At 40.7% G+C, this 25,025-nt stretch carries 21 protein-coding genes and 1 tRNA gene; 16 read left to right on the forward strand and 6 right to left on the reverse strand.

The features are described from left to right. Positions 1–238: 238 nt before the first annotated feature. Together yidA and ODU46_RS06475 are read right to left on the reverse strand one after the other, a co-directional pair. On the reverse strand, positions 239–1,048 hold the full coding sequence (gene yidA, locus ODU46_RS06470; RefSeq protein WP_024411791.1) for a sugar-phosphatase: 810 nt from the start codon (positions 1,046–1,048) through the stop codon (positions 239–241). Beyond that, positions 1,038–2,351 carry an HD domain-containing protein gene (locus ODU46_RS06475; RefSeq protein WP_002936179.1) on the reverse strand — a complete coding sequence of 438 codons (1,314 nt, stop codon included), beginning with the start codon at positions 2,349–2,351 and terminating at the stop codon, positions 1,038–1,040. The genes yidA and ODU46_RS06475 overlap by 11 nt, the downstream gene beginning before the upstream one ends. A gap of 98 nt (positions 2,352–2,449) precedes the next feature. Here ODU46_RS06475 and ODU46_RS06480 point away from each other — a divergent pair, with 98 nt between their 5' ends. From ODU46_RS06480 to ODU46_RS06490, 3 genes are all read left to right on the forward strand, one after another. Next, the gene (locus ODU46_RS06480; RefSeq protein ID WP_014637620.1) at positions 2,450–3,337 is read left to right on the forward strand and encodes a sulfite exporter TauE/SafE family protein; all 888 of its coding nucleotides are present in this window, start codon (positions 2,450–2,452) and stop codon (positions 3,335–3,337) included. A gap of 11 nt (positions 3,338–3,348) precedes the next feature. Next, on the forward strand, positions 3,349–3,735 hold the full coding sequence (locus ODU46_RS06485; protein WP_024411789.1) for a DUF1934 domain-containing protein: 387 nt from the start codon (positions 3,349–3,351) through the stop codon (positions 3,733–3,735). Positions 3,736–3,944: 209 nt separating this feature from the next. Further along, positions 3,945–6,629, forward strand: coding sequence for a cation-translocating P-type ATPase (locus ODU46_RS06490; protein ID WP_074391760.1), 2,685 nt, complete (start codon positions 3,945–3,947; stop codon positions 6,627–6,629). 125 nt (positions 6,630–6,754) lie between these two features. Here ODU46_RS06490 and ODU46_RS06495 read toward each other — a convergent pair whose 3' ends face one another. After that, positions 6,755–7,144, reverse strand: a complete 390-nt coding sequence (locus ODU46_RS06495) for a hypothetical protein (protein WP_105179989.1) — start codon at positions 7,142–7,144, stop codon at positions 6,755–6,757. Between the two features lie 133 nt (positions 7,145–7,277). Here ODU46_RS06495 and ODU46_RS06500 point away from each other — a divergent pair, with 133 nt between their 5' ends. The 6 genes from ODU46_RS06500 (at position 7,278) to ftsX (ending at position 12,408) form a co-directional block, all read left to right on the forward strand. After that, complete coding sequence (locus tag ODU46_RS06500) at positions 7,278–7,694, forward strand: TM2 domain-containing protein (protein WP_024411787.1); 417 nt, start codon at positions 7,278–7,280, stop codon at positions 7,692–7,694. Positions 7,695–7,864: 170 nt separating this feature from the next. After that, positions 7,865–8,353, forward strand: a complete 489-nt coding sequence (locus tag ODU46_RS06505) for a VanZ family protein (protein WP_024406710.1) — start codon at positions 7,865–7,867, stop codon at positions 8,351–8,353. 40 nt (positions 8,354–8,393) lie between these two features. Next, the gene (gene queG, locus ODU46_RS06510) at positions 8,394–9,521 is read left to right on the forward strand and encodes a tRNA epoxyqueuosine(34) reductase QueG (RefSeq protein WP_105115569.1); all 1,128 of its coding nucleotides are present in this window, start codon (positions 8,394–8,396) and stop codon (positions 9,519–9,521) included. A gap of 34 nt (positions 9,522–9,555) precedes the next feature. Then, positions 9,556–10,651 (forward strand): peptide chain release factor 2 gene (gene prfB, locus ODU46_RS06515; RefSeq protein ID WP_398579396.1). Its coding sequence is split into 2 segments (ribosomal slippage): positions 9,556–9,627 and positions 9,629–10,651, totalling 1,095 coding nucleotides; the frame shifts between segments, so codons are not numbered across the junction. Positions 10,652–10,793: 142 nt separating this feature from the next. Continuing rightward, positions 10,794–11,486, forward strand: coding sequence for a cell division ATP-binding protein FtsE (gene ftsE, locus ODU46_RS06520; protein ID WP_002936190.1), 693 nt, complete (start codon positions 10,794–10,796; stop codon positions 11,484–11,486). After that, the gene (ftsX, locus tag ODU46_RS06525) at positions 11,479–12,408 is read left to right on the forward strand and encodes a permease-like cell division protein FtsX (RefSeq protein ID WP_202848553.1); all 930 of its coding nucleotides are present in this window, start codon (positions 11,479–11,481) and stop codon (positions 12,406–12,408) included. Before ftsE ends, ftsX begins: the two co-directional genes overlap by 8 nt. A 204-nt stretch (positions 12,409–12,612) precedes the next feature. On the opposite strand, the gene feoB is transcribed toward ftsX, so the two are convergent. The 3 genes from feoB to ODU46_RS06540 all read right to left on the reverse strand — a co-directional run bounded on the left by feoB (position 12,613) and on the right by ODU46_RS06540 (position 16,763). After that, positions 12,613–14,757 (reverse strand): ferrous iron transport protein B, encoded by a 2,145-nt coding sequence (feoB, locus tag ODU46_RS06530; RefSeq protein ID WP_398579397.1) that lies wholly within the window; start codon positions 14,755–14,757, stop codon positions 12,613–12,615. Beyond that, complete coding sequence (locus tag ODU46_RS06535; RefSeq protein ID WP_014637631.1) at positions 14,754–15,224, reverse strand: ferrous iron transport protein A; 471 nt, start codon at positions 15,222–15,224, stop codon at positions 14,754–14,756. The genes feoB and ODU46_RS06535 overlap by 4 nt, the downstream gene beginning before the upstream one ends. Before the next feature lie 378 nt (positions 15,225–15,602). Further along, on the reverse strand, positions 15,603–16,763 hold the full coding sequence (locus ODU46_RS06540) for an IS30 family transposase (RefSeq protein WP_398579398.1): 1,161 nt from the start codon (positions 16,761–16,763) through the stop codon (positions 15,603–15,605). 177 nt (positions 16,764–16,940) lie between these two features. On the opposite strand from ODU46_RS06540, the gene ODU46_RS06545 reads away from it, so the two are divergent. The 7 genes from ODU46_RS06545 to ODU46_RS06575 all read left to right on the forward strand — a co-directional run bounded on the left by ODU46_RS06545 (position 16,941) and on the right by ODU46_RS06575 (position 24,947). Beyond that, positions 16,941–17,013 (forward strand) — tRNA-Thr (locus tag ODU46_RS06545). A gap of 464 nt (positions 17,014–17,477) precedes the next feature. Next, a complete protein-coding gene (locus ODU46_RS06550) occupies positions 17,478–19,205 on the forward strand; it encodes an ABC transporter ATP-binding protein (RefSeq protein WP_398579399.1) in 1,728 nt (575 codons plus the stop codon). Then, the gene (locus tag ODU46_RS06555) at positions 19,205–20,944 is read left to right on the forward strand and encodes an ABC transporter ATP-binding protein (RefSeq protein ID WP_398579400.1); all 1,740 of its coding nucleotides are present in this window, start codon (positions 19,205–19,207) and stop codon (positions 20,942–20,944) included. Before ODU46_RS06550 ends, ODU46_RS06555 begins: the two co-directional genes overlap by 1 nt. A 53-nt stretch (positions 20,945–20,997) precedes the next feature. Further along, a complete protein-coding gene (locus tag ODU46_RS06560) occupies positions 20,998–21,693 on the forward strand; it encodes an HAD family hydrolase (protein WP_398579401.1) in 696 nt (231 codons plus the stop codon). Between the two features lie 165 nt (positions 21,694–21,858). Continuing rightward, complete coding sequence (locus tag ODU46_RS06565; protein ID WP_398579402.1) at positions 21,859–22,416, forward strand: carboxymuconolactone decarboxylase family protein; 558 nt, start codon at positions 21,859–21,861, stop codon at positions 22,414–22,416. Between the two features lie 293 nt (positions 22,417–22,709). Continuing rightward, positions 22,710–23,411: an N-acetylmannosamine-6-phosphate 2-epimerase gene (locus ODU46_RS06570; protein ID WP_024406720.1), complete on the forward strand. Its 702-nt coding sequence runs from the start codon at positions 22,710–22,712 to the stop codon at positions 23,409–23,411. Positions 23,412–23,438: 27 nt separating this feature from the next. Continuing rightward, the gene (locus tag ODU46_RS06575) at positions 23,439–24,947 is read left to right on the forward strand and encodes a PTS transporter subunit EIIC (protein ID WP_012027342.1); all 1,509 of its coding nucleotides are present in this window, start codon (positions 23,439–23,441) and stop codon (positions 24,945–24,947) included. Positions 24,948–25,025: the final 78 nt, after the last annotated feature.

Raw genomic sequence — 25,025 nt, forward strand, 5'->3', positions numbered from 1 at the left:
GTAAGAGGAAACTCCGTTTCCTTATTTCCAACTTCAGACACTCCACTGGATTGTGTGAACTCGCTTTGCCGTACTCTTCAGGGGTGACTTGCTCCGCAAGTGCTATCTCCAACCTTGCACAGTCACTCGACTGTACAAGCTGTCTGCAGCTCGTTGCCTAGTACTAAAAGTAAACTAAAAGACTATAACAAAAAGCATCGGCTTTTGAATCCGATGCTTTTTTTGCTATTTTAAGAGGCTATTTCAGTACCCATTCTCTCAGAGCGTGGGCTACACCGCTCTCATCATTTGACTTCGTAATGTATTTGGCGATTTTCTTCAGTTCAGGATTTCCGTTTTCCATGACAACAGGATTACCAACAACTTCCAACATTGGACGGTCATTTTCTTGGTCACCGATGGCCATAGTTTGATCCATTGTTAGTCCAAGCTTCTCAGCTAGATGAATGATAGCTTGTCCCTTGTTAACAGTTTTAGGGGTGATTTCCAAATAAAATGGTGCTGATTTTGCTACGTTGTACTTTTCAGTCAAGCTGGTCGGTAGAAGTGGAATAGCAGCATCAAGAATTTCTGGCTCATCAACCATCATTGTTTTGATGATTTCCTTGTCAGCCATTTCTTCCGGAGTGCGATAGAAAATGGGGGTACTTACTAGTGTTGATTCGTAAATGGTGTATTTACCGATGTTACGGTTGGCAGTATAGATACCTTCCTTGGTGCTGGCATGCATTGGGAGCTTGAGTTTACGGGCAGCAGATTCGATGTCGAGATAATCCTCATAAGTCAAGGTATCTTTGACAATATCCTCACCAGTTGCTGCATCTTGGACTAAGCCACCGTTAAAAGTGATGACGTAGTCACCTGCTTCTGTAAGATTGAGTTCTTCTAAAATTGCTTGAACACCGGAAATGGGGCGACCAGTAGCAATAACAATTTTAACGCCTGCTTTTTTTGCTTCTTGGATTGCTGAATGTACTTCAGCTGTAATTTGGTGTTGACTATTTAGTAGTGTACCATCAATATCGATGGCGACAAGTTTAATGCTCATTTGATTCTCCAATTATAAAATGATCGTTATGTATATGGCTGTTAAAATCAGCTATTTGAGGTGCGAAAATCCCTGTTTCTTCTAACATTTCTTTTGGGAAATAGAAACGGCTATCGCCGTGGATTGTGCCTGATAGGGAGTGAACAATTGGTGATAGAGAGGATAGTTCTACCAAGGTTTCATCTTTGCGATAAATCTCAATTTGAGTCCGTTTCTTTTCTGCATTCGGACGGTAAATGTCATACGGCAAATCGAAGTTGTGGTGAATAGCAGTATAGTATTCTGGGTCAAAACCGACATCTGCGACCAGGCTACGCAGGCGGTCCAAAGCTTCCTCTTCTTCGGCCTTGAAAGTGATGGATTTGAGCACTTTCCTATTGATATAGCGCTGGGCTAAGTCAGATAAAATACGATCTGGTCCATCTATCCATGATTGAAAGTAAGTATTCATAACTCCATCATCCAGACTGAGGTAGTCGGTTAGACGGATACGATGCTCAAAAAAAGGTAATAGCCGAGGTGAAGTTCGTGCAAAAAACTCCTGTTCACTAGTATATAGTAGTTTGGCACGATTGAGTAAATTCTGCAATAGTACTTCCATAGAGCGGCTTGCTGGATGAAAATAGACTTGCATGTACATCTGGTAGCGGCTGAGAACGTAGTCTTCTACTGCATGCATACCAGATTCTTTAAAGGCAATTCCATTTTCTGTCGGTCGAATGACACGTAATATCCTAGTTAGGTCAAATTCACCATAGTTCGCTCCTGTGAAGTAGGAATCTCGTAATAGATAATCCATTCGGTCAACATCAATCTGGCTCGAAATGAGTTGAACGACCTGTTTATTTGGATAGGTGTGTTTGATAACACTAGCAACCTTGTCTGGAAACTCAGGCGAAACTTGTTTCAACAGAGCATTGATCTCCGTTTCTGGACTAGTGATAATAGCACAGGTCATTTCCTCATGGTCTGTATCAAATAGACGCTCGAAGGTATGAGAATAGGCTCCGTGTCCGACATCATGGAGTAGCGCAGCAACCATGGTCAGTAGGGACTCATTTGTATCCCATATTTGTGGATACTTGTCTTCAAATTTTTGAGTAATCCGTCTGGCGATTTCGTAGGCGCCAAGGCAGTGCGAAAAGCGGCTATGCTCGCCACCATGGAAGGTATAGGAAGTAGTCCCTAGTTGCTTGATGCGGCGTAGTCGCTGAAATTCTTTTGTATTGATAAGTTTATAAATCAGCTCATGATCAACATGTACATAGTTATGAACTGGATCGCGAAATACTTTTTCTATCATAGTTTTATTATAACAAAAAAGGGAGATAAATTCCTGATTTTTCTAAAACACAAGGATATTGCTATGTACCCAATGGAATCTTTTGGTATAATGGAGAAATGAATAATCAAATTATCTTATTAACTATTCAGGTCTTTATTGTAGCCCTGATTCTTTGGATGCTTTACACAATTCTATCCTATGCTAAAAAGCACGATATTTCTCTAAAAGAGAAATTTTGGACAGGGTTTGGTATCGGTTATGTTACTGATTTGCTAGACACCTTGGGGATTGGAACCTTTGCAACGACAACCACTATGTTTAAACTGACAAAGTTGGTGGAAGACGATCGTAAAATTCCTGCGACCATGACAACGGCGCACATCATACCAGTCTTAGTAGAGGCGCTATTGTTTATTACGATAGTTGAGGTTGATATGGTCACTCTGATTGCTATGGCAGCAGCGGCATTTACGGGTGCCTTTGTTGGTGCCAAGGTAACTCAAAAATGGGATACAAAGAAAGTTCAACGAATTCTTGGGATTTTACTAATTATTGCAGCCTGTTTCATGGTCTATCGCATGATTACTAATCCTGGCGCAGATCTTACCAATGAAGTAAAGGGCTTAACTGGTTGGAAACTGGCTGTTGGTATTGCCTTTGATTTTATGGTGGGAATGCTGATGAGTATGGGGCTGGGTAACTATGCTCCTGAGTTAATCTTCTTCTCATTGATGGGAATTAGTCCAGCGGTTGCTCTTCCAGTTATGATGTTGAATGCTGCTATGATTATGACAGCGGGTGCCAAGCAGTTTATCCAATCAGGACGAGTAAACTGGCCAGGAGTTCCAGGAATCATTGTCGGTGGGGTGCTGGGTGTTTTGACAGCCGCTTTCTTCTTATCAAATTTGGATATTAATAATTTAAAAATTTTGGTAGTCTTCATTGCAGCGTATACAGGCTTTACTCTGCTTCGTTCTTCCTTTGTTACTAGGATTAAAAAATAGTAGGAGGACCTATGGATATTTATTTACGAAATGAAATTGATCTGGACGGGCAGATTGAGGTAGTGGATCAGCAATTTCAAGTGGAAGTTAAGGAAAAAGATGGCACTCTCTATCTCATTTATAGTAACGATGAAGCTGAAAAAGTTGTCATAAAATGTGACGAAGAAGAGTTAGTGATGACACGCTTTTCCACTCCGAAGTCTATTATGCGATTCATTTCTGGTAAAGAAGCTATTGTGACCATTCCTACACCGTTAGGAATCCAGCACTTTGTGACCGATACAAAACGTTACCAATTAAACAGTTCGGATCAAAGTGTCCAGTTGCAATATGAATTAAAGGGATTGGAGAACCAGCAAGTTTTTGCTTCCTATGATTTGGAAATCTCGTGGAAATAATCTCTTATTTCCAGAAAAATATTCTTGAATTTCTCGGGAATTTTGATATAATAGTTAACAAATCGAGGGAGTAGCTAGCGGAAATTTCCGTGATATTGTCGTCAATCCGACTTGTTTCCGGCAATATATTAAATAGCGAGACTTGTTTTAATAAGACAGGTCTCTTTTTTATTTGTTAAGTAAAAAAGAGACCGAGAAGGAGAAGGAAATTGTCAAAAGAACAAAAACGCGATTTGTTTTATACACAGAGCGAAGAGCAAGTATTGTCAAGCATGGGGTCTTCTTTGGACGGTTTGTCTAGTGATGAGGCAAGCAAACGTCTAGCAGACTACGGTCGTAACGAATTGGATGAGGGTGAAAAACGCACACTCTTAGCTAAATTCTTGGATCAGTTTAAAGACTTGATGATCATTATCTTGATTGCAGCAGCAATCTTGACGGTGATTACAGAAGGTTCACACGGTTTGACAGATGCCATTATCATCTTGGCCGTGGTTATCTTGAACGCTGCCTTTGGTGTTTATCAAGAAGGGCAAGCTGAGGCAGCCATTGAGGCGCTAAAAAACATGTCAAGCCCAGTTGCGCGTGCGCTTCGTGACAATCATGTAGTCGAGGTTGATTCTAAAGACTTGGTACCAGGTGACATCGTCTTGCTTGAAGCAGGTGATGTTGTTCCTGCCGATATGCGTTTGTTGGAAGCTAACTCCCTCAAAATCGAAGAGGCAGCTCTTACAGGTGAGTCTGTACCAGTTGATAAAGATTTGTCAGCAGTTTTGGCTGAAGATGCACCGATCGGTGACCGTGTCAACATGGCTTACCAAAACTCAAACGTTACTTACGGTCGTGGTCTTGGTGTGGTTACAAATACAGGTATGTACACTGAAGTTGGTCATATTGCTGGTATGCTTGCCAATGCTGATGAGACTGATACACCATTGAAACAAAACTTGCACCAGTTATCAAAAGTCTTGACATATGCAGTTCTTGTAATTGCTGCGGTAACGATGGCTGTTTCGGTATTTGTACGTGGAGAAGGTATCTTACCTGCTCTTATGACTTCTGTAGCTCTTGCAGTTGCGGCCATTCCTGAAGGTTTGCCAGCTATTGTTACAGTGGTTCTTTCGCTTGGTACACAGGTCTTGGCTAAGCGTAACTCGATCATCCGTAAGTTGCCTGCTGTTGAAACACTTGGTTCAACTGAAATCATCGCATCAGATAAGACTGGTACTTTGACTATGAACCAGATGACTGTTGAAAAAGTTTATACAAACGGTCAATTGGTGGATGCTAAAGAAGCTTTGGATGCAAGCAATACAACGCTTCGTGTTATGAACTTTGCCAACGATACTAAGGTTGACCCAACTGGTAAATTGATTGGTGACCCAACTGAAACGGCTCTTGTTCAATTTGGTTTGGATCAAAACTTTGATGTTCGTGAAGTCTTGGTATCTGAGCCTCGTGTAGCTGAATTGCCATTTGATTCAACACGTAAATTGATGTCAACCGTTCACCAACAAGCTGCTGGAAACTTCTTCGTAGCTGTTAAAGGTGCTCCAGACCAATTGCTCAAACGTGTAACGCAAATTGAAGAAAACGGTACAATCCGTCCGATTACCGATGCGGATAAGCAAGCTATCCTTGCAACAAACAAAGAGTTGGCTAAACAAGCCCTTCGTGTCTTGATGATGGCATACAAGTATGTGGATGCTATTCCTGAATTGGAATCTGACATTGTTGAAAACGACCTTATCTTCTCAGGTTTGGTTGGTATGATTGACCCTGAGCGTCCTGAAGCAGCAGAAGCTGTTCGTGTCGCTAAGGAAGCGGGTATCCGTCCAATCATGATTACAGGTGACCACCAAGATACAGCTGAGGCAATTGCAAAACGTCTTGGTATCATCGATCCAAACGATACAGAAGACCATGTATTTACAGGTGCAGAGCTCAACGAATTGACGGATGAAGAGTTCCAGAAAGTCTTCAAGCAATATTCTGTATATGCTCGTGTATCTCCAGAACACAAGGTTCGTATCGTTAAGGCTTGGCAAAATGATGGTAAGGTTGTTGCCATGACTGGTGACGGTGTTAACGATGCGCCATCACTTAAGACTGCCGACATTGGTATCGGTATGGGTATCACTGGTACAGAAGTTTCGAAAGGTGCCTCTGATATGGTCCTTGCAGATGACAACTTTGCGACCATTATCGTTGCGGTGGAAGAAGGACGTAAGGTCTTCTCAAACATCCAAAAAACCATCCAATATCTCTTGTCAGCTAACACAGCTGAAGTATTGTGTATCTTCCTTGCAACCCTCTTTGGCTGGGACGTATTGGAGCCAGTTCATCTTCTTTGGATTAACTTGGTAACAGATACACTTCCAGCGATTGCCCTTGGTGTTGAACCTGCTGAGCCAGGTGTTATGCAGCACAAACCTCGTGGCCGTAACTCAAGCTTCTTCTCAGGTGGTGTATTGAGCTCTATTGTCTATCAGGGTATTCTACAAACAGCATTAGTACTTGGTGTCTATGGTTTTGCACTGCTTTACCCAGAACACAGTACTTATGAAGAAATCCATGCAGATGCCTTGACAATGGCATATGTTACTCTTGGATTGATTCAGTTGGTGCATGCTTTCAACGTTAAGTCTGTCTACCAATCTATCTTTACCGTTGGTCCATTCAAGAACAAGCTCTTTAACTGGTCTATCGTAGCAGCCTTCTTGCTCTTGATGGCGACTGTTGTGATTCCAGGATTCAATACCTTCTTCAAGGTTTCAATCTTGACACCAACTCAATGGATGGTAACAGTAATTGGTTCAGGTCTCATGGTTGTTGTTGTAGAAATTGTTAAATTTGTTCAACGTAAGTTGGGCTTGGATGAAAAAGCTATCTAATATAGTTATTCAGCTTATCTTTTATTACTTCGTTAACTTGCCTTGCCGTACTTCAGTACAGTCTGCGACTCGTTGCCTTGTACTAAAAGCAAACTGAAGACTATATCATTTGAAAAAGCTCAGATTTAGTGGTCTGAGCTTTTTTCTGTACTGATAATGTATTTTGGGAAGATTACTTGTCCCAAAAATGTAAAAATTAGAGATGTAGCAAGTAGGATTATCTTTATCATCGTAGAAAATTGGAAAAAGATGACAATTGGAAGGATAGCCAAGCTGAAATAGTAGAGGGTGAGGTACCTACTACTTTCCACTATTTGGACCCTATCGCCGTCTTTAACTTGAATGCTTGATTTTTTATCCCCTCGAACGCTTAGTGTAACAGATGATTGTGTAATTGGTAAGCTTAGAATTTTTCCTTGAGTAACTGTCCCAGCAATTTTTCCATCTACCAGGAGTGGAAGTTTTTGGGAGGATAGTTGTTTGATAGGTTTTGGATAATGAATAGTAACTCTCATATGAACCTCCTTGTAATCTAGTTTCATTATAGCAAAAAAAGAAAATATGTAAACGATTTCTGACACTGTTTTCCACTGTAGGCTTGCTTGAAGAATAAGAAACTGCTATAATTTTGAAGAGGTAGGAGTTTATATGAATTATCTTCAGAATTATATTTTAAGTAAAAGCAGTTATTTGCCATCTGATAAGTTATTCATTCTGCAAAAAGAACTAGAAGATTTAGATGATGAGGCTTTAAACGTTCTTATGATGGTTGAGATGCGTCACCCTCTTGTCGCTCTTATTTTGGCTATTTTCTTCGGTGAGTTTGGTGTCGACCGTTTTTATGTCGGGAATAAAGAATTGGGATTTGCTAAGCTGATTGCTTTTGCAGTATCTTTTGTTACGCTATTTATCTTGATTGGGTTCTTGTTATTTTTGGGACTTTATTTGTGGAAGTTTATTGATTGCTTCTTAATCATGCGAGCATGTAAGGAGGCGAACTTTGAGCGTTTGATGCTACAAATCCATCAATATAAGGCTTTTCAGCATAGCAATCAGACATTTTAAGTAAGATATTTTTTTGAATAAGGGGAGGCTTGGTATTGTCTTCCTTTTCTGTTTTTTAGCAGGATGTAAAGTACTTGTAATATGGAACGAGCTTTGTCACAGAAGTGACATTTTATGGAACAGCATTTATGATATAATGATAAAATATGCTAGTTGAGAGGAGAATTTCTATGCAGACAAAGAAAATGAGTATGTTTTTATTTTTTGCCTATCTCCTTTTACTTACTTGGATGATTGTCTTTAAGATGGACTTGAGCATCTTATATGGACGCTATGGTTATGCTAGTATAAACTTAATTCCGTTTGCAGGAACAGCAGTCTATGATGGAGTGCTGGATTTTCCAGAAATTCTATTTAATATTGTCAGTTTTATTCCCTTTGGTATTTATATGGAAATGCTATTTCGCAAGGCATCGTGGGTGGCTAATCTATGTTTGATTATGTTAGTGAGTCTCTGTTTTGAGGTTCTGCAATATCTTCTTTTACTTGGAGTTGCAGATATAACTGATTTACTGGCTAACGGTTTAGGGGGAGCAATCGGTATTAATGTCATGTATGTCTTGACCAGTATTTGGCGGGAGAAGGCCTATGTTCGTATGAATATTTTTTGTTTTGCGCTAACGTTTTTTGTTATATTAATAACTTATTTAGCTATGTAGGTCTTGCTAAATATATCCAAAGTTTGCTAAAATGAATATAATGAATATTAAGGAAGAGATTATTAAATTATCTCAGGAAATCGGAATTTCGAAGATTGGTTTTACAACGGCTGATGATTTTGCTTATTTGGAGAAATCACTTCGTGCTAGTCAGGAAGAGGGGCGTTCGTCAGGATTTGAACATAAGAACATTGAAGAACGTATCCGTCCCAAATTGTCGTTAGAATCAGCCAAAACCATCATTTCTATCGCGGTAGCTTATCCTCGACATTTGCCTGTCAAACCGCAGAAGACCCAATACAAACGTGGAAAGATTACCCCTAGTTCATGGGGGCTTGATTACCACTATATCTTGCAAGATAAGATGGAGCGTTTGGCACGGGGAATTGAGAAACTGACGGATGGTTTGGAATACAAGGCTATGGTAGATACAGGAGCTTTGGTGGATACAGCGGTCGCTCGTCGTGCAGGAATTGGCTTTATCGGTAAGAATGGGCTAGTCATTTCTAAGGAATTTGGTTCCTACATGTTCTTAGGAGAATTAGTGACCAACCTGGACATCGAACCAGATCAACCAGTAGATTACGATTGTGGTGATTGCAATCGCTGTGTTGCAGCCTGCCCAACGTCTTGTCTATTAGGTGATACGACCATGAATGCCCGTCGCTGTCTGTCCTTTCAGACACAGGATAAGGGTATGATGGACTTGGAGTTTCGTAAGAAAATCAAGACGGTCATCTATGGTTGTGATATTTGCCAGATTTGTTGTCCTTACAACAAGGGAATTTCCAGTCCACCTGTAGTGGAGATCGACCCTGATTTGGCTGAGCCTGAGCTGATTCCATTCTTGGACTTGTCAAATGGGCAATTCAAGGAAAAATTTGGCATGATTGCTGGTTCTTGGCGGGGGAAAAATATTCTCCAGCGCAATGCCATCATAGCCTTGGCTAATAGTAATGATCGCTCTGCTATTCCCAAACTCCTAGAAATCATCGATAAAAAACAAAATCCGGTCCACATGGCAACGGCTATCTGGGCCTTGGGACAATTGGTCAAACAGCCCAATGATGAAATGGTAGACTTTATCGCAGGTATTTCATCAGACAATGATGATGTTATAGCGGAGCAAGCAGCCTTTCTCAACATGGTCAAGGACTTGCAAATGTGATATAATAAAGATTATGAATAAAAATGAGGTGTATATGGATACAGCAGAAATTCGCCAAAAGATTGAAGAACTTGGCAAAAAATTAACTTCTTTTAGGGGGTCTCTTTGACTTAGAAGGTCTAGAAGAAGAGATTGCCATTCTTGAGAACAAGATGACGGAGCCAGATTTCTGGAATGATAATTTGGCAGCCCAGAAGACGTCTCAGGAGTTGAATGAATTAAAAAATACTTATGGAAATTTCCATCAGATGTTGGATTTATATGATGAATCTGAAATTTTGCTAGATTTTCTAGCAGAAGATGAGTCTGTTCGGGATGAACTGATTGAGAAGTTGGCAGAATTGGACAAAGCCATGACTGCCTACGAGATGACCTTGCTCTTGTCGGAACCCTATGATCACAATAACGCTATTTTGGAAATCCATCCAGGTTCGGGTGGTACCGAGGCACAAGACTGGGGAGAAATGCTCCTTCGGATGTATCAGCGTTATGGAAATGCCAAAGGTTTTACAGTAGAAACATTGGATTATCAAGCTGGTGATGAGGCAGGTATTAAGTCCGTAACTCTCAGCTTTACTGGGCCAAACGCCTATGGCTTGCTTAAGTCAGAAATGGGTGTTCATCGGTTGGTGCGCATCTCACCTTTTGACTCAGCTAAGCGTCGTCATACTTCCTTTACATCTGTAGAGGTAATGCCTGAATTGGACGATACCATTGAAATTGAAATCAGAGATGATGAAGTGAAGATGGATACCTTTCGGTCAGGAGGTGCTGGTGGACAGAACGTCAACAAGGTCTCAACGGGTGTTCGCTTGACGCACATTCCGACAGGGATTGTGACTCAGTCCACAGTTGACCGTACTCAGTATGGAAACCGAGATCGTGCAATGAAACTCTTGCAGGCTAAATTGTATCAATTGGAGCAGGAGAAGAAGGCAGCAGAAGTCGACTCGCTCAAGGGTGACAAGAAAGAGATCACTTGGGGAAGTCAGATTCGTTCTTATGTCTTTACACCTTATACAATGGTAAAAGACCACCGTACTGGTTATGAGGTGGCTCAAGTCGATAAGGTTATGGACGGAGACTTGGACGGCTTTATAGATGCTTATTTAAAATGGCGAATTAGCTAAGAATCTGTATTTACAAGTGAGGTGCTTGTATATAAGAGATAGTTTTTCGCTCATCAAGGAAGTTTTTTGAGAGAATACGGACTGTATTTTGAAAAAAACGTTCTCAAATCTAAAGAAAGGACTGTCTAAGACAGGAAATCCTATGGGAATAATAGAAATGAAAGACGTTTCCAAGAAATATGGAAACGGAACGACTGCCCTTCGCGGAGTATCAGTCAATGTTGAAGCGGGAGAATTTGCCTACATTGTAGGTCCTTCTGGTGCAGGTAAGTCAACCTTTATCAAACTCTTGTATCGGGAGGAAAAGCTCGATAAGGGGAGTCTAAAGGTTGGTAAGTTTGACCTTGCAAAAATTAAAAAGAGAGATGTTCCTCTTCTACGTCGTAGTGTAGGAGTGGTTTTCCAAGACTACAAACTCTTACCTAAAAAGACTGTCTTTGAAAATATTGCTTATGCGATGGAAGTTATCGGTGAGAAACCACGGAATATCAAGAAACGTGTAATGGAAGTTTTAGATTTGGTTGGTTTGAAGCACAAAATTCGTTCTTTCCCAAATGAACTTTCAGGTGGTGAGCAACAGCGGATTGCTATTGCCCGTGCCATTGTAAATAATCCTAAAGTATTGATTGCTGATGAACCAACTGGTAACTTGGACCCTGAAAACTCTTGGGAAATCATGAATCTATTGGAGCGAATTAACTTACAGGGGACAACGATTTTGATGGCGACACACAATAGTCAGATTGTGAATACACTTCGTCATCGTGTTATTGCGATTGAAGATGGTCGTGTAGTACGTGATGAAGCGGAAGGAGAATATGGATACGATGAGTAATCGATTTTTTAGACACTTTATTGAGTCATTGAAGAGTTTGAAGCGAAATGGTTGGATGACGATTGCAGCCATTTCATCTGTAGCCATTACCCTTACCTTGGTTGGTCTATTTGCTTCAGTTATTTTAAACACAGCAAAGCTTGCTTCGGATTTGGAACAGAATGTACGTATCAATGTATACTTGAGAGCGAACTCAACTGATCAAGCTGAGACGATTGTGAACGAAGCAGGAGAGACGGTAGCTAATCCAGATTATCAAAAGGTGTATAATCAGATTACAGCTATAGAAAATGTACAATCTGTTACTTATTCAAGTAAGGATGAACAGTTGCAGAAATTAACAGCTACCTTGGGAGACACTTGGAACTTATTCCAAGGAGATGCCAATCCACTTTACGATGCTTATATCATTGATACGACAGATCCAAATTATGTTAAATCTGTGGCCACAGAAATTGCAAAAATTGATGGTGTTACAGAGGTTCGAGATGGTGAAGTAGAAACAGAGCGCATTTTCAAGTTGGCTGATTTAGTTCGGACTTGGGGATTGGCAGCGACTGGTTTGTTGCTCTTTACGGCGGTTTTCTTGATTTCCAATACTATTCGAATTACCATTATTTCTCGTAGCCGTGAAATTCAGATTATGCGTCTGGTTGGTGCTAAAAACAGTTATATTCGTGGACCATTCCTCTGGGAAGGTGCCTGGGTAGGGTTCCTCGGAGCTATTTTACCTTCTGTTTTAGTCTATTCTCTTTATAAGATGATCTATACTTCAGTAAATGCTAGTCTTGCTAGTCAAGATTTGTCTCTGATTAGTATGAATGTCTTTGTTCCAGGAATGATTGGCGCACTTTTTGTAATTGGTATTATTATTGGTTCCTTGGGATCAGTCATTTCCATGAACCGCTACTTAAAAATTTAATAGACAAGCTACATGTAAAAAGGTCTGCACAATAATGAGGCAGACCTTTTTGTTATGGATGTCTATGGTGAGAAGATTCGTTCATCTCTTGCTTAATAGTACAGTCGCAGGAACAATCTCCGCAGGATCCTTTTCCTTTGATGAGACTGCGAATAGCAAGAGAAAATAATATGACGATGATGAGAAAGAGGATAAGTGTGGGCATTAATATTCTCCTTTTTCTAATGTTTTTAGCGTGACGATCGGAAGAGTATTGGCTGGTTTTTTCACTAGGCTGTAGATGGCTGTGATAATTAGAAAGATAGCGATAAATGTCCAGACGGTTGGTAATTGTCCGTAGATAAGTACAAGACCAAGCTGATAGATAACCAAACTACTTGCATAGGCTAAACCTGTTTGAAAACCGATAGCAATCCATGTCCACTTGGCTTCTCCCATTTCACGGTGAATGGCACCAATAGCCGCAAAACAAGGGGCACAGAGGAGATTGAAGACTAGGAAGGAATAGGCTGATAATGCGGTATAGTCTTGTTGTAAAAGCCCCCAGAGTTCGGGATTTTCTTCGGTTGTTTCTCCTAATTTATAGAGGATACCAAAGGTGGCAATGACGGTTTCCTTGGCTAAGAGACCTGTAATGGCTGCAACAGTTGCTCGCCAATTTCCAAAACCAAGTGGGGCAAAGAGGAGAGAAAAACTGCGTCCAATGGAGGCTAAGATACTCTCATCTGTTTCTACCATTTGTAAAGACCAATTATAGGAACTACTGAACCAAATAATGATGTTGGTCACAAATATAATGGTACCAGCTCGTTTGATAAAACTAAGTGCTTTATCGAATGCATACCGGAGAACCGTACTGAGTTTCGGTAAGTGATAAGATGGTAATTCCATGATAAAGGGGCTTGCGACTCCACCGAGCTGCTTGGTCTTTTTTAGTGCCATTCCGGATAGGACGATGGCGGCCATACCGACAAAATAGGCGCTTGGAGCAATCCAAGGATTGTCAGGAAAGAAAGCACCGGCTACCAGCGAAATGATAGGAAGTTTGGCAGAACAGGGCATGAAGGTTGCTGTCATAATGGTGATTTTTCGGTCCTGTTCATTTTCAATAGTCCGACTTGCCATGACTCCAGGAACGCCACAGCCTGTGGAAATCAACATGGGAATAAAGGATTTACCTGATAGACCAAAACGTCTAAAAATCCTATCCATGACAAAGGCGACTCGGCTCATATAGCCGATGTCTTCCAAGATTCCCAAGCAGACGAAGAGGACGAAAATTTGTGGTACAAAACCGAGAATGGCTCCGCATCCTGCAATAATGCCCTCAAGGACCAGAGATTGTAGCCAGCCAGCGATTTCAAATCGATCTAGATTTTCCTGAATAAGGCCTGGAACAAGCTCTCCGAAGAGGACATCATTCACCCAGTCCGTCCCCATTGTGCCAACCGTTTGAATAGACAGGAAGTAGGTCAGCCACATGACTGCCGCAAAGATAGGGAGGGCAAGAAAACGATTGGTAACAAGTCGGTCTATGTTATCAGACAGGTTAAATGCCTTATCGCTGTCTTTTGTGACCAGTTCTGTGATTTTCTCGATAAATTGGTAGCGTTGATTGACGATAATGGCTTCCATATCGTCTGCGTAAATTTTTTCCAAAATGGCAATGATTTCGGTCAAATCAAGCATGTCTTGTGCATTGAGTTGCAATTGATCTAGAATGACTTGATCTTGTTCGAGTAGCTTAATGGCGTAGAAGCGTTTTTGATGATTTGGGATGGAATCCGATAATAGGTCAATAACTTGGGCGAGACCGGCTTCAAATTGCTTATCATACTGAGGATAGATTGGCTCGGCTTGCTGATTGGTAATTTTTTCTACTTCATGGAGGAGCTGGGATATACCTAGCTTTTTTAGTGCACTGATAGGCTGTACAGGAACTCCCAGTTGATAGGAGAGTTGGTCGCTGTTTATTGAGCGACCTTGACTTTTCAGGGCGTCTGTCATATTGAGGGCGATAACAGTAGGAAGGCCCATTTCTAATAACTGCAAGGTCAGATAGAGATTTCGCTCCAAGTTTGTTGCATCAAGGACGTTGAGGATAGCAGCTGGTTGGTCCGCTATCAAATAATCTCTGGCAACCCGTTCTTCTGGTGTGTAGGGAGACAGCGAGTAGATACCTGGTAAATCTTGAATTAGTAAATGCTTTCGCTTTTTGATTGTTCCAGATTTTCTTTCAACGGTGACTCCAGGCCAGTTACCAACACGTTGGTTGGTCCCTGTTAGGAGGTTGAAAAGAGTTGTTTTTCCGCTATTTGGATTTCCTGCAAGGGCGATGTGTTTTGTCATTTCTTCACCTCGCTTGTGATTTGAACACCAATCATTTGCGCTTCGGATTTGCGTAGTGTCAGCTCGTATCCTCTCAAGGTAATTTCGATTGGATCGCCCAAGGGAGCGACTTTTTTGAGAAATAGCTGCGTGTTCTTTGTAAGTCCCATATCCATGAGGCGACGACGGAGTGCACCTGTTGCATAGATGTCCATGACCTTAGCTGAGCTACCAATAGGTGCCTCAGATAGATTGATTATTTCCGTAGCTGACTTTTCTATTAAAACCAGAGATTCAATAATTTCTCTATCTAGGGCTAGACGGCTTGCCTTGACTTGGAAAATAGCATTGGTCTTGGTTTTTGAAATGATGCGAATCTCTTCTCCGACTTTTAAACCCAAGTGCGCTAAGTGTTTACGAATATCATCTTGCGTTAGACAATCTTTGACTAAATAAGATTGTCCAACTTGAAGGTTTTGCAGTTTCATATCGTTTCCTTTGTGATTTTTATAACAATAGTATAGCATAATTCCTTAAAAGTGTCAGATAATTTTTAGGAATGACTTATTTTCGGACTTGTTTTCTCTTTATTTTTGGTAAATTCTCAAAGTAAGTTCTAGTTCCCGTCCTTCCAGAAGTTACTTTGAGAAAACTGCATAACATCAACAGAATTTCGTCTCAGACTAAGTTCTGTTTTTGACTACAAATGTTGATAATAGTGAGTTTTAGGGTTGAAAAAGTTGAAAAAAAGAGTACACTAAAGTTACTGGCTCTGAGACGTCTCAAAGTAAGTTCTAGTTATCTGGAATTTTGGATGGGACAAGTTCCTTTCTATTTTTAAATTATTATTTGATAAAAGCTAGCGATTATTTATCTAATAATCGAGGTGATTGGATGACGTTCTCAGGGTCAATTTTAGAGATACCCAGAAGTGTTGCCACTTCCTCACCGTAGGTAAATGTAAAGAGTTCATAAGCGGATTTTCCGTTGAAAGAAGCTCGTTTGACGCTGTTGACATGCGAACAAACTAGGTTGATGTCCTCCTGTGTCAAGTTGTCAAAACTAGTTCCCTTAGGAAGAATGTCTCTGATAAGAGTATGATTCTTCTCAATTCTCCCTTTCTGATCAGAACGATTTGGGTCACAGAAGAAGAGTTTAGATTCTCCCCGAACATCCATTTCGATGTCGTCTACTCTGGCGAACTCACCGCCATTGTCTGTCAGAATGACAGGGAATAGTTCGCAGAAGCTCATCTCTTTCTGGTGCAGGTCATTCTTGATAGCGTAGAGGTGTTTAGCGACCTCATTAGCTGTTTTATTATCAAGCAATCGAGCGAAGATAAAGTTGCAGTAGGAGAGGTTGAAGGTGAGAAGTAGCTTTCCGCCGATCCGTCCAGTAACGGTGTCCATTTCCAGCCAATAGCTGATATCATTCTTAGTAAGAAAGCCTTGGAAGTCCTCGTAAGACCGTCCTTCTTTGGAAGTTTTAGGAATGGGTTGGAGGTTTCTGGTTCTCCGTTTTCTGAATTTCACGACACGAGGGAAATCGATCGGTTTTGTGGACAGATAGCCTTTTTCAAGGTAACGATAGATAGAAGCTCTGGATGCCGACAGTTCGTTGGAGGCTATGATGTGGTTGAGGTGTTGTCCTTTTTGGATGGCAGAAGAGACAATCTCGTCCATACGATAGAATTCTTCTTTATTTAGGGCAACACCTGTTCTTGAATCTGAGAGCTTAGCTTCATAATCAAGCTGAGCTCTTTTTGCGTAGTAGAACTGTTTCTGGTATCCACAATTGATTCTCTTTTTCGGACAGGCATTACAAACGTAGGGAGCCTTTTTGAGCAGAGGGCAGGCCTCACAATTGGTACTAGAGTTCTCTTTTATCACCCTATTTCTCCGAACTTCTTTTGAGATTGTGGACGGGTCTTTACCTAGCTTAGCAGCGATAGCTGAGAAGGTTTTTAGTTGTTCAATTCCTATTTGAATATCATTGCGATCAGAGAGAGTTAAGTGTTTGTTTTTCATTGTCAGTTACCAACTTGTCCCATAGTAAGTTCTACCTTATTTCTTTGTCTCATTCTAGTTTCCAGTTTTTAAGACAGACTAGAACTTACTTTGGGAATTTACTTCTCTTTATTTTTTTCCATATTTCCAAAAAATCCATTGACTTTTTTTAGAGATATGATATACTAGTCAAGTACTGCTGGTTTAGCTCAGTCGGTAGAGCGCATCCATGGTAAGGATGAGGTCGCCGGTTCAATCCCGGCAACTAGCATCGAATACTATCGAAAGACCTTGTTTGACAAGGTTTTTTCTTATTTTTGTCCTAAATTCGCCCCAATTGTCAAAAAATCCCTTGACATGAATGTTTATTGTGGTAGAATAGGGCTTAGAAATATGAAAGGAGTAAAACAAATGAACAAGCAACTTGTCATGCAGCAAGCTATTTTTTATCATACACTCCTTTCTAAGCAGGAAAACAGGGCTCATTGATAAACTTATGAAGTTTTTCGTGGGCTATATTTTGAAACATTGAGACAATCAAGCACTGTGGCCATGGTGTGATAAAAATTGTCGACTATGTTCAAGAGCTGGTCTATTTTTGTGGACTTACGCAAGCCTAGGTGGAGTGAAATGCTTCCCTAGGCTTTTTTGTGCGCTTAGAAAGGTAAGGTCTATCAACTGTTACTCATTGAATAAAGTGGCAAATGATAGGTTATAGATTTGTAAAGGAGATATATGTTTCGATTAATTTTTGACTACATCAAGCGTCATAAGTGGCTCTATCTATTGGTTGCTGTGACCTTGATTATTTATGACGCCACACTTTTGCTACCAACGCAAATCATACAGCGGATGGTCGATATACTGACCAAGAATGAATTGACTCAGGCCATATTGGTTCAGGAGATGACCTTATTGTTATTGGTAACAGTACTGAACTATGCAACAGCCTTCATTTGGCATCTGAAATTATTTCAGGCCTCTGTCAACTTCAAGTTTGACATGCAGCAACGTGCCTTTAAAAAATTAGTAACCATGCGGACTCCATTTTATGAAAAATTCCGCTCAGGAGATGTCATGACTCGTTTTTCAACGGATGTGGATGGCCTGATGGAGATGGTGGGTTACGGTCTTATGATTGTCGTCTATGCAGGCGGTATGTTGGCTTTTATCATTCCCACGATGTTCTTTATTGATTGGAAAATTTCGCTAGTAGCTTTACTACCGATGCTGTTCATGACACTATGTATATTTTTTATCGGGAGAAAACAAGATAAGGCGATTGATGCCAATAGGGAAGCTGTAGCCCAGCTCAATAATGAAGTTTTGGAGGTCATCGAAGGTATTCGAGTGACTAGGGCTTATAGTAAAAAAGCAACTCAAAAGGCTCAATTTCAAGCTCGTACCAAGCAATTGGCTCAGGGTGGGGATCGCATCACTTCCTTGCAATCATTGTATAATCCATTAGCCACAGTCTGTTTGGGATTATCTACTATTTTCGTGCTTCTCATGGGGGCACAAGCTGTGAAAGCAGGGCAACTGACCTTGGGACAAGTAATTGCCCTTCAATTGTATGTTGGTTCGCTTTTAGAGCCGTTTTGGACACTAGCAGATTTCATCCTTGTTTATCAGACTGGTAAGACATCTTTTGAAAAACTGCAAGAGCTGATTGAGACGGGTGATGATTTGGAGGCTGATGGTTCTAAGGAAATTGCAGAGCTGTCTAGTATTTCCTTCAAAAATTATAGCTTTAGTTATCCACAGGCGGAAAGAGCCAGCCTACAGGACATCAATTGGACACTGAAAGCAGGGCAAACTGTAGGTATCGTTGGGAAAACTGGTTCGGGAAAAACGACCTTGGTTCGCCAATTCTTACGCCAGTATCCGATTGGTCAGGGAAATTTTTTCATCAATCATCAATCTGTTTTAGACTTTAAACGTTCTAGTATAGAGGAAAAAATTGGCTATGTTCCACAAGAACACATTTTGTTTTCAAGGTCTGTTGGAGAAAATATTGCCCTTGGGAAAGTAGCTAGTAGCTCTGAGGAGATTGAACAAGCCATTGCCACAGCAGCTTTTAGTCAAGATTTAAAACGGATGAGTGATGGTCTTGATACCATGATTGGTGAGCGTGGTGTATCTATTTCTGGCGGTCAGAAACAACGGATTTCCATTGCCCGTGCTTTCCTGCGAGAGCCAGATTTGCTAATTCTAGATGATTCTTTGTCGGCAGTGGATGCTCGGACAGAACGCCAGATTATCCAAAATATTCAAAAAGAACGTGCAGGCAAAACCAATGTCATCGTGACCCATCGTCTATCTGCTGTCAACCATGCAGACTGGGTACTAGTCTTGGATGAGGGGCGTATCGTTGAGGAAGGGCGTCCAGCTGATTTGTTTGCCCAAAGAGGTTGGTACTATGAACAATACCAACGACAACAAAGCCAGGAAGGAGGAGAGTAATGACTATTTTAGGTTTTTTATTAAAACAAATCCGTCGAGTCAAGTGGCTATTTATAGTAGCTGTCGGCTTCTATCTACTGGCTTCGACCATGGTTCGATTGGCTCCTCTACTGATTCAGCAGGCGATTGATGGACCGATTACGGATTTAAGCAAGGGTTTGCCCTTTGATGAAGCTGTTTTCTTAAACCAGTCAGTTCAATATATGGGAATGATTATTCTGGGAGCTATTGGCTTCTACCTATCTATGCGTTTACTCATGCATTGTGCCAATCGTATTGCTGAAAATCTGCGTAATCAAGCCTACGATGTTATGCAACGGTTGCCTATTTCTTATTTTGATGATAAGCCCGCTGGAAAAATTGCAACTAGAATTGTCAATGATACAGAAACTCTGCGGACACAATTTTATGGGACCTTAGTTAATGCCTTTAACAATATTGTTCGTTTGCTCTTTACATACGGTGTCCTATTTTACATGAATAGGAGTCTCGGTTGGCTGATGTTACTCTTGATACCACTCTATATCGGTATTCAATTTGCTTACAAGAAAATGACAGACAAGCCAATGAAGGATTTTTATGATGCAAGGAGTGACGTCAATACGCAGGTGAATGAGACCATGAATGGTGCAAGTTTGATTCAACTTTTTGGACAAGAAGAGCGCATCATGAGAGAATTTGAAGTGACTGCTGACAAGATGCGTCGGGCAGATAATAAGATTATCTGGGCCCAGTCTCTTGCCACGTGGAATCTGAGTGGTTTTCTGCAAAATTTAGTCATTGCTGCGATTTTAACAGTAGTCGGCTATCAGTTTCTTGCGGGACAGGATGGAGTTACAGCTGGGAAACTCTTTGTTTACGTCAACTATATCGAAGGAGTCTTCATTGCTTTGGGAGCGCTGGTTCAACAGTTCCCAAATATGCTTCGCTCTTTTGAAACAGGTAAGCGTCTAATGGCCCTTCTAGAAGAAGAGGTGGAGGACGACTGTGATCGTATTTTGGAAGTTGAACAAGGGCAAGTCGTGTTTGAACACGTGAACTTTAGCTATGAAGAAAACAGACCAGTTTTGAAAGATATTACCATTCGGGCAGAAAAAGGAGAAACAGTTGCTCTGGTTGGGCATACTGGGTCTGGTAAGTCTTCTATTATGAACCTCCTCTATCGTTTCTATGATCCACAGGAGGGACGTGTACTGATTGATGGGAAAAACATCCGTGATTATTCTCGTGAAAGCCTGCGCAGTCACATGGGGATTGTTTTGCAAGATCCCTATCTCTTTACAGGGACGATTGCCAGCAATGTTTCCATGAATGAAGAGGAAGCAGATAGAACAAGAATCATGCAGGCGCTAGAAAAAGTTGGTGCAGGGCCTATGCTATCTCGCTTAGAGAAAGGGATTGATGAACCGGTTGTTGAGAAGGGGGCGGCCTTTTCAAGTGGGGAACGTCAGTTGATTGCCTTTGCGCGGACACTCTACTCTGATCCTAAAATTCTGATATTGGATGAAGCAACTTCTCATATTGATACGGAGACGGAAGAAAGTATCCAACATGCCATGGAAGTGGTGAAAGAAGGTCGGACAACCTTTATTATTGCTCACCGACTTTCTACCATTCAAAATGCAGACCAGATTCTTGTCTTAGATCAAGGTCGAATTATTGAACATGGGAAACATGAAGAATTGGTTGCACGTGGTGGAGTATATGCTCAAATGCATGAGATTCAAGCAAAGGTGTAATAAGCAGTTAAAAATTCCAAGCTTTGGCTGGAATTTTTTGCTATAATTGACTCATGAAAGCTTTAATTTTTGATGTAGATGATACGCTTTATGATCAGATTCAACCGTTTGAACGTGCTTTGGAAAGACATATTGAAGTAGCAAGGGTGCAAATTGAACCACTCTACCTTTCCTTTCGCAGATATGCGGATGAAGTATTTGAAGAGACAGCAACTGGAAAGATGAGTCTGAAAGACAGTCATATTTATCGGATGAAACATGCTTTGGCAGATTTTGGGTATCAAGTGTCTGATGCAACAGCCTTAGCTATTCAAATAGATTATGATTATTTTCAAGGGCAGATAGAGCTCAGTCCAGTGTTTCCAGAAATATTTTCGTGGTGCCAGGCGCAAGGAATTGCAATGGGGATTATTACGAATGGACCTTATAGACATCAGTTGAGAAAGATACGCACGATGGGGTTAGTTAATTGGTTTGAGCTAGAACATGTCCTTATTTCTGGACAAGTTGGTATCACAAAGCCAAATCCTGCTATTTTTCAACTAATGGAAGAACGTTTGGGGATGTCAGGCGAAGATATTTGTTATCTAGGGGATTCGTTTGAAAATGATGTGGTAGGAGCGAAAGCTGCGAATTGGAAGGCAATTTGGTTTAATCATAGAAAGAGAGTAGAGCCAATAGCTCCCTATCAGGCAGATAAAGTGGTGACAGATTGGGATGAACTGGTCAAAGTTATCCAGTCTTTCTAGTGGTTTCTGTAAGGGATTATCAATTTTTTATAGGTGTGATAGGTAAAATATATTAGCAGGATACCTGTCTTTATGATAGCATAAAATGTAAGCATAGAAGTATAGGTGTGAATCCAAGCAGATTTTTATTCCTACTCTATGAAATTTTTTGAAATGGAGTTACCTATGACACAAGCTTTCTTTCCTATCCATACTCTAGAGACTGTTAGTCCAGAATTACGAGAAAACCTTGCGACTGTCAAGAAAAATAATGGCGGCTATATTCCTAATCTCATCGGTCTTTTAGCTAATTCTCCTACAGCCCTAGAAACCTACCAAACTGTTAGTGGTATCAATCGCCGTAGTAGTCTGAATCCGACCGAGCGTGAAGTGGTACAAATTACAGCTGCCCTTGCCAATGGCTGTGGATTTTGCGTGGCAGGTCATACGGCTATTTCTATCAAGCTGGTTAAGATGCCAGATGTTATTCTACAAGCTCTACGCCAGGGAACTCCCATCGAAACGGATGCAAAATTAGATGTTCTCGCTCGATTTACTCTGGCTGTTATTCATGAAAAAGGTAAGGTTGGACAGCCCTTGCTGGAGGAATTTTTCCAAGAGGGCTACACGGCTGAAAATGCCTTGGATGTGGTGTTAGGGGTCAGTCTTGCAACTCTTTGTAATTATGCCAACAATCTCATCAATACTCCTATCAATCCAGAATTACAGGCCTATGCTCTGTAGGAGTTCCAGCAGAATATGTATCAAAAACTAGTTAGGACGTTTACGTTATCCTAACTAGTTTTTTTGAATTACCCAAGTATGATTTTCCTAATATACATTTGAGATGGCCTTTGTTTTCTAAAACTAGTTTTAGAAGAGGTATAAAATGTTGAAACTAGTTTCAAAAGAAGACTATTTTCTTTCAAAATAGAAATTAGATTTTAAATGAGGAACTGGGATTGAAAAAAAGTTAATGTGCTATATAATAATATTGTAAGCGCTATCCAGAACCCAAGAATAGAAAGGAGAAATTAATGGGCAAGATCAGTAAAGAAGCTCTAAAAGAACAGATAAAAGATGGAATTATCATTTCCTGTCAGGCTTTACCAGGCGAACCCCTGTATAGGGAAGAAGGCGGTATTATGCCTTTACTAGTCAAGGCTGCCCAAGAAGCAGGGGCTGTCGGTATTCGGGCCAATAGTGTACGAGATATTAAGGAGATAAAAGAAGTAACTACTTTGCCAATTATCGGAATTATCAAGCGAGACTATCCTCCACAAGAGCCCTTTATTACGGCTACGATGCGAGAAGTAGACGAGTTAGCAGCTCTAGATATTGAGGTCATTGCTCTTGATTGTACCAAGCGTGAGCGTTATGACGGACTCGATGTTGTTGATTTCATTAAGCAAATCAAAGAAAAATACCCCGAACAGCTTTTTATGGCAGATATTTCAACCTTTGAGGAAGGATTAACTGCTTATGAAGCAGGTATCGATTTTGTTGGGACAACACTTTCGGGGTATACATCCTATAGTAGGCAGGAGGAGGGACCGGATATTGAATTGGTTGACCGCTTGTGCCGAGCAGGTATCGATGTGATAGCGGAAGGAAAAATACACTATCCTGACCAAGTAAAAATTATTCATGATTTAGGTGTGGCAGGAATTGTTGTAGGCGGTGCAATCACACGTCCAAAGGAAATCGCAGAGCGGTTTATTAGTGCTTTACATAAATAATTAATAGGTTATAGAAAGGAATGGAGTATGAATTTTAAGAAGTTTTCTCAGCTAGGGCAGGCCTTTATGCTGCCAATCTCAATTTTGCCTGTTGCTGGTCTCTTACTGGGAATTGGAGGCGCCTTATCAAATAGTAACGCTGTAGCACAATTTCCTGTATTGGATCAAGCGTGGTTGCAAGCTGTATTCACTATCATGAGTACGGCAGGTAGTGCGGTATTTGCGAATTTAGCGTTGATTTTTGCAATTGGTGTTGCTGTAGGTTTGGCAGATGCTGATAAGGGGACTGCTGGCCTATCTGCTGGGGTTGCATACTTGGTTTATACGGCTACTATTAGTGGATTTTTAACTCTTTTTGCAGATAAGGGAGCAAGCATTGATACTGGAGTTTTGGGCGCTTTAGCGATTGGTATCACTGTTGCAACTTTACACAATAAATACCGAAAAATTGAATTACCAGCCTTTCTTGGTTTCTTCGGAGGCTCTCGCTTTATTCCAATTATTTCATCATTTGCAGCAATTGCGATTGGCTCCATTTTTTATATAATTTGGCCACCGATTCAGAATTTGTTAGTTGATTTTGGTAAGGCAATAGCAGAGATGGGAAGTTTTGGAACCTTCTTATATGGTTTTGGGTTGCGTTTGACAGGTGCATTTGGCTTGCACCATACCATCTATCCAATGTTTTGGTATACTTCATTAGGTGGAAGTGAAGTGGTAGCAGGTGAGACGATCCAAGGTGCGCAAAATATTTTCTTTGCTCAATTAGCAGATGCGAACCATACAGGCTTATTTACTTATGGAACTCGATTTTTTGCTGGTCGATTTGCAACGATGATTTTTGGTCTACCAGCATCTTGTTTGGCTATGTATCACGCAATTCCTAAGGAAAATCGTAAGAAGGTTGGCAGTTTTTATTCAAGTAGTGCATTAACTTCCTTATTGACAGGAATTACTGAGCCAATCGAGTTTTCTTTCTTGTTTGTTGCTCCATGGCTATATGTTGTTCACGCATTTTTAGATGGACTATCATTCTTAGTTGCGGATCTCCTGCAAATTCGTATTGGGAACTCATTTTCTGGTGGGCTTATTGATTACTTGATTTTTGGTGTTTTCCAAGGAAATGACAAAACCAATTGGATTTACGTTATTCCTGTAGGCTTGCTTTGGGCAGCAGTTTATTATCTAGTTTTCAAATTTTTAGTAACCAAATTTCACGTGCTAGTTCCTGGTATGGAAAGCAGTGATCAAGCATCGCATTCTGAAAAAGTTTTATCAAACGGTTCTAGTCTTCGTGATAATGCAATTGCTATCATCGATGCTCTTGGTGGAGCAGATAATATTGAGAATGTGACTGCCTGTGCGACTCGATTAAGAGTATCGCTCAGAAATAGTGGTCTTGTGGATAAGGGAGTTATTCAGTCGATAGGTGCAACGGCTGTTTTGGATGTAAAAGGAGGAATACAGGCTATTTTCGGAGGTAAGGCTATTCTGTATAGCCAAGAAATCAATCAAATTCTTGGTCTTGAAGAATAGAGTTAGATTTAAGCGAATTAAAAGCATTCAAACTGTACCTATCGGGTATTTTGAATGCTTTTTGTCTTATTAAGAGTG

The sequence above is a fragment of the Streptococcus sp. 2020WUSS089 genome, from assembly GCF_044427405.1.
Classification (GTDB): Bacteria; Bacillota; Bacilli; order Lactobacillales; family Streptococcaceae; genus Streptococcus; species Streptococcus hashimotonensis.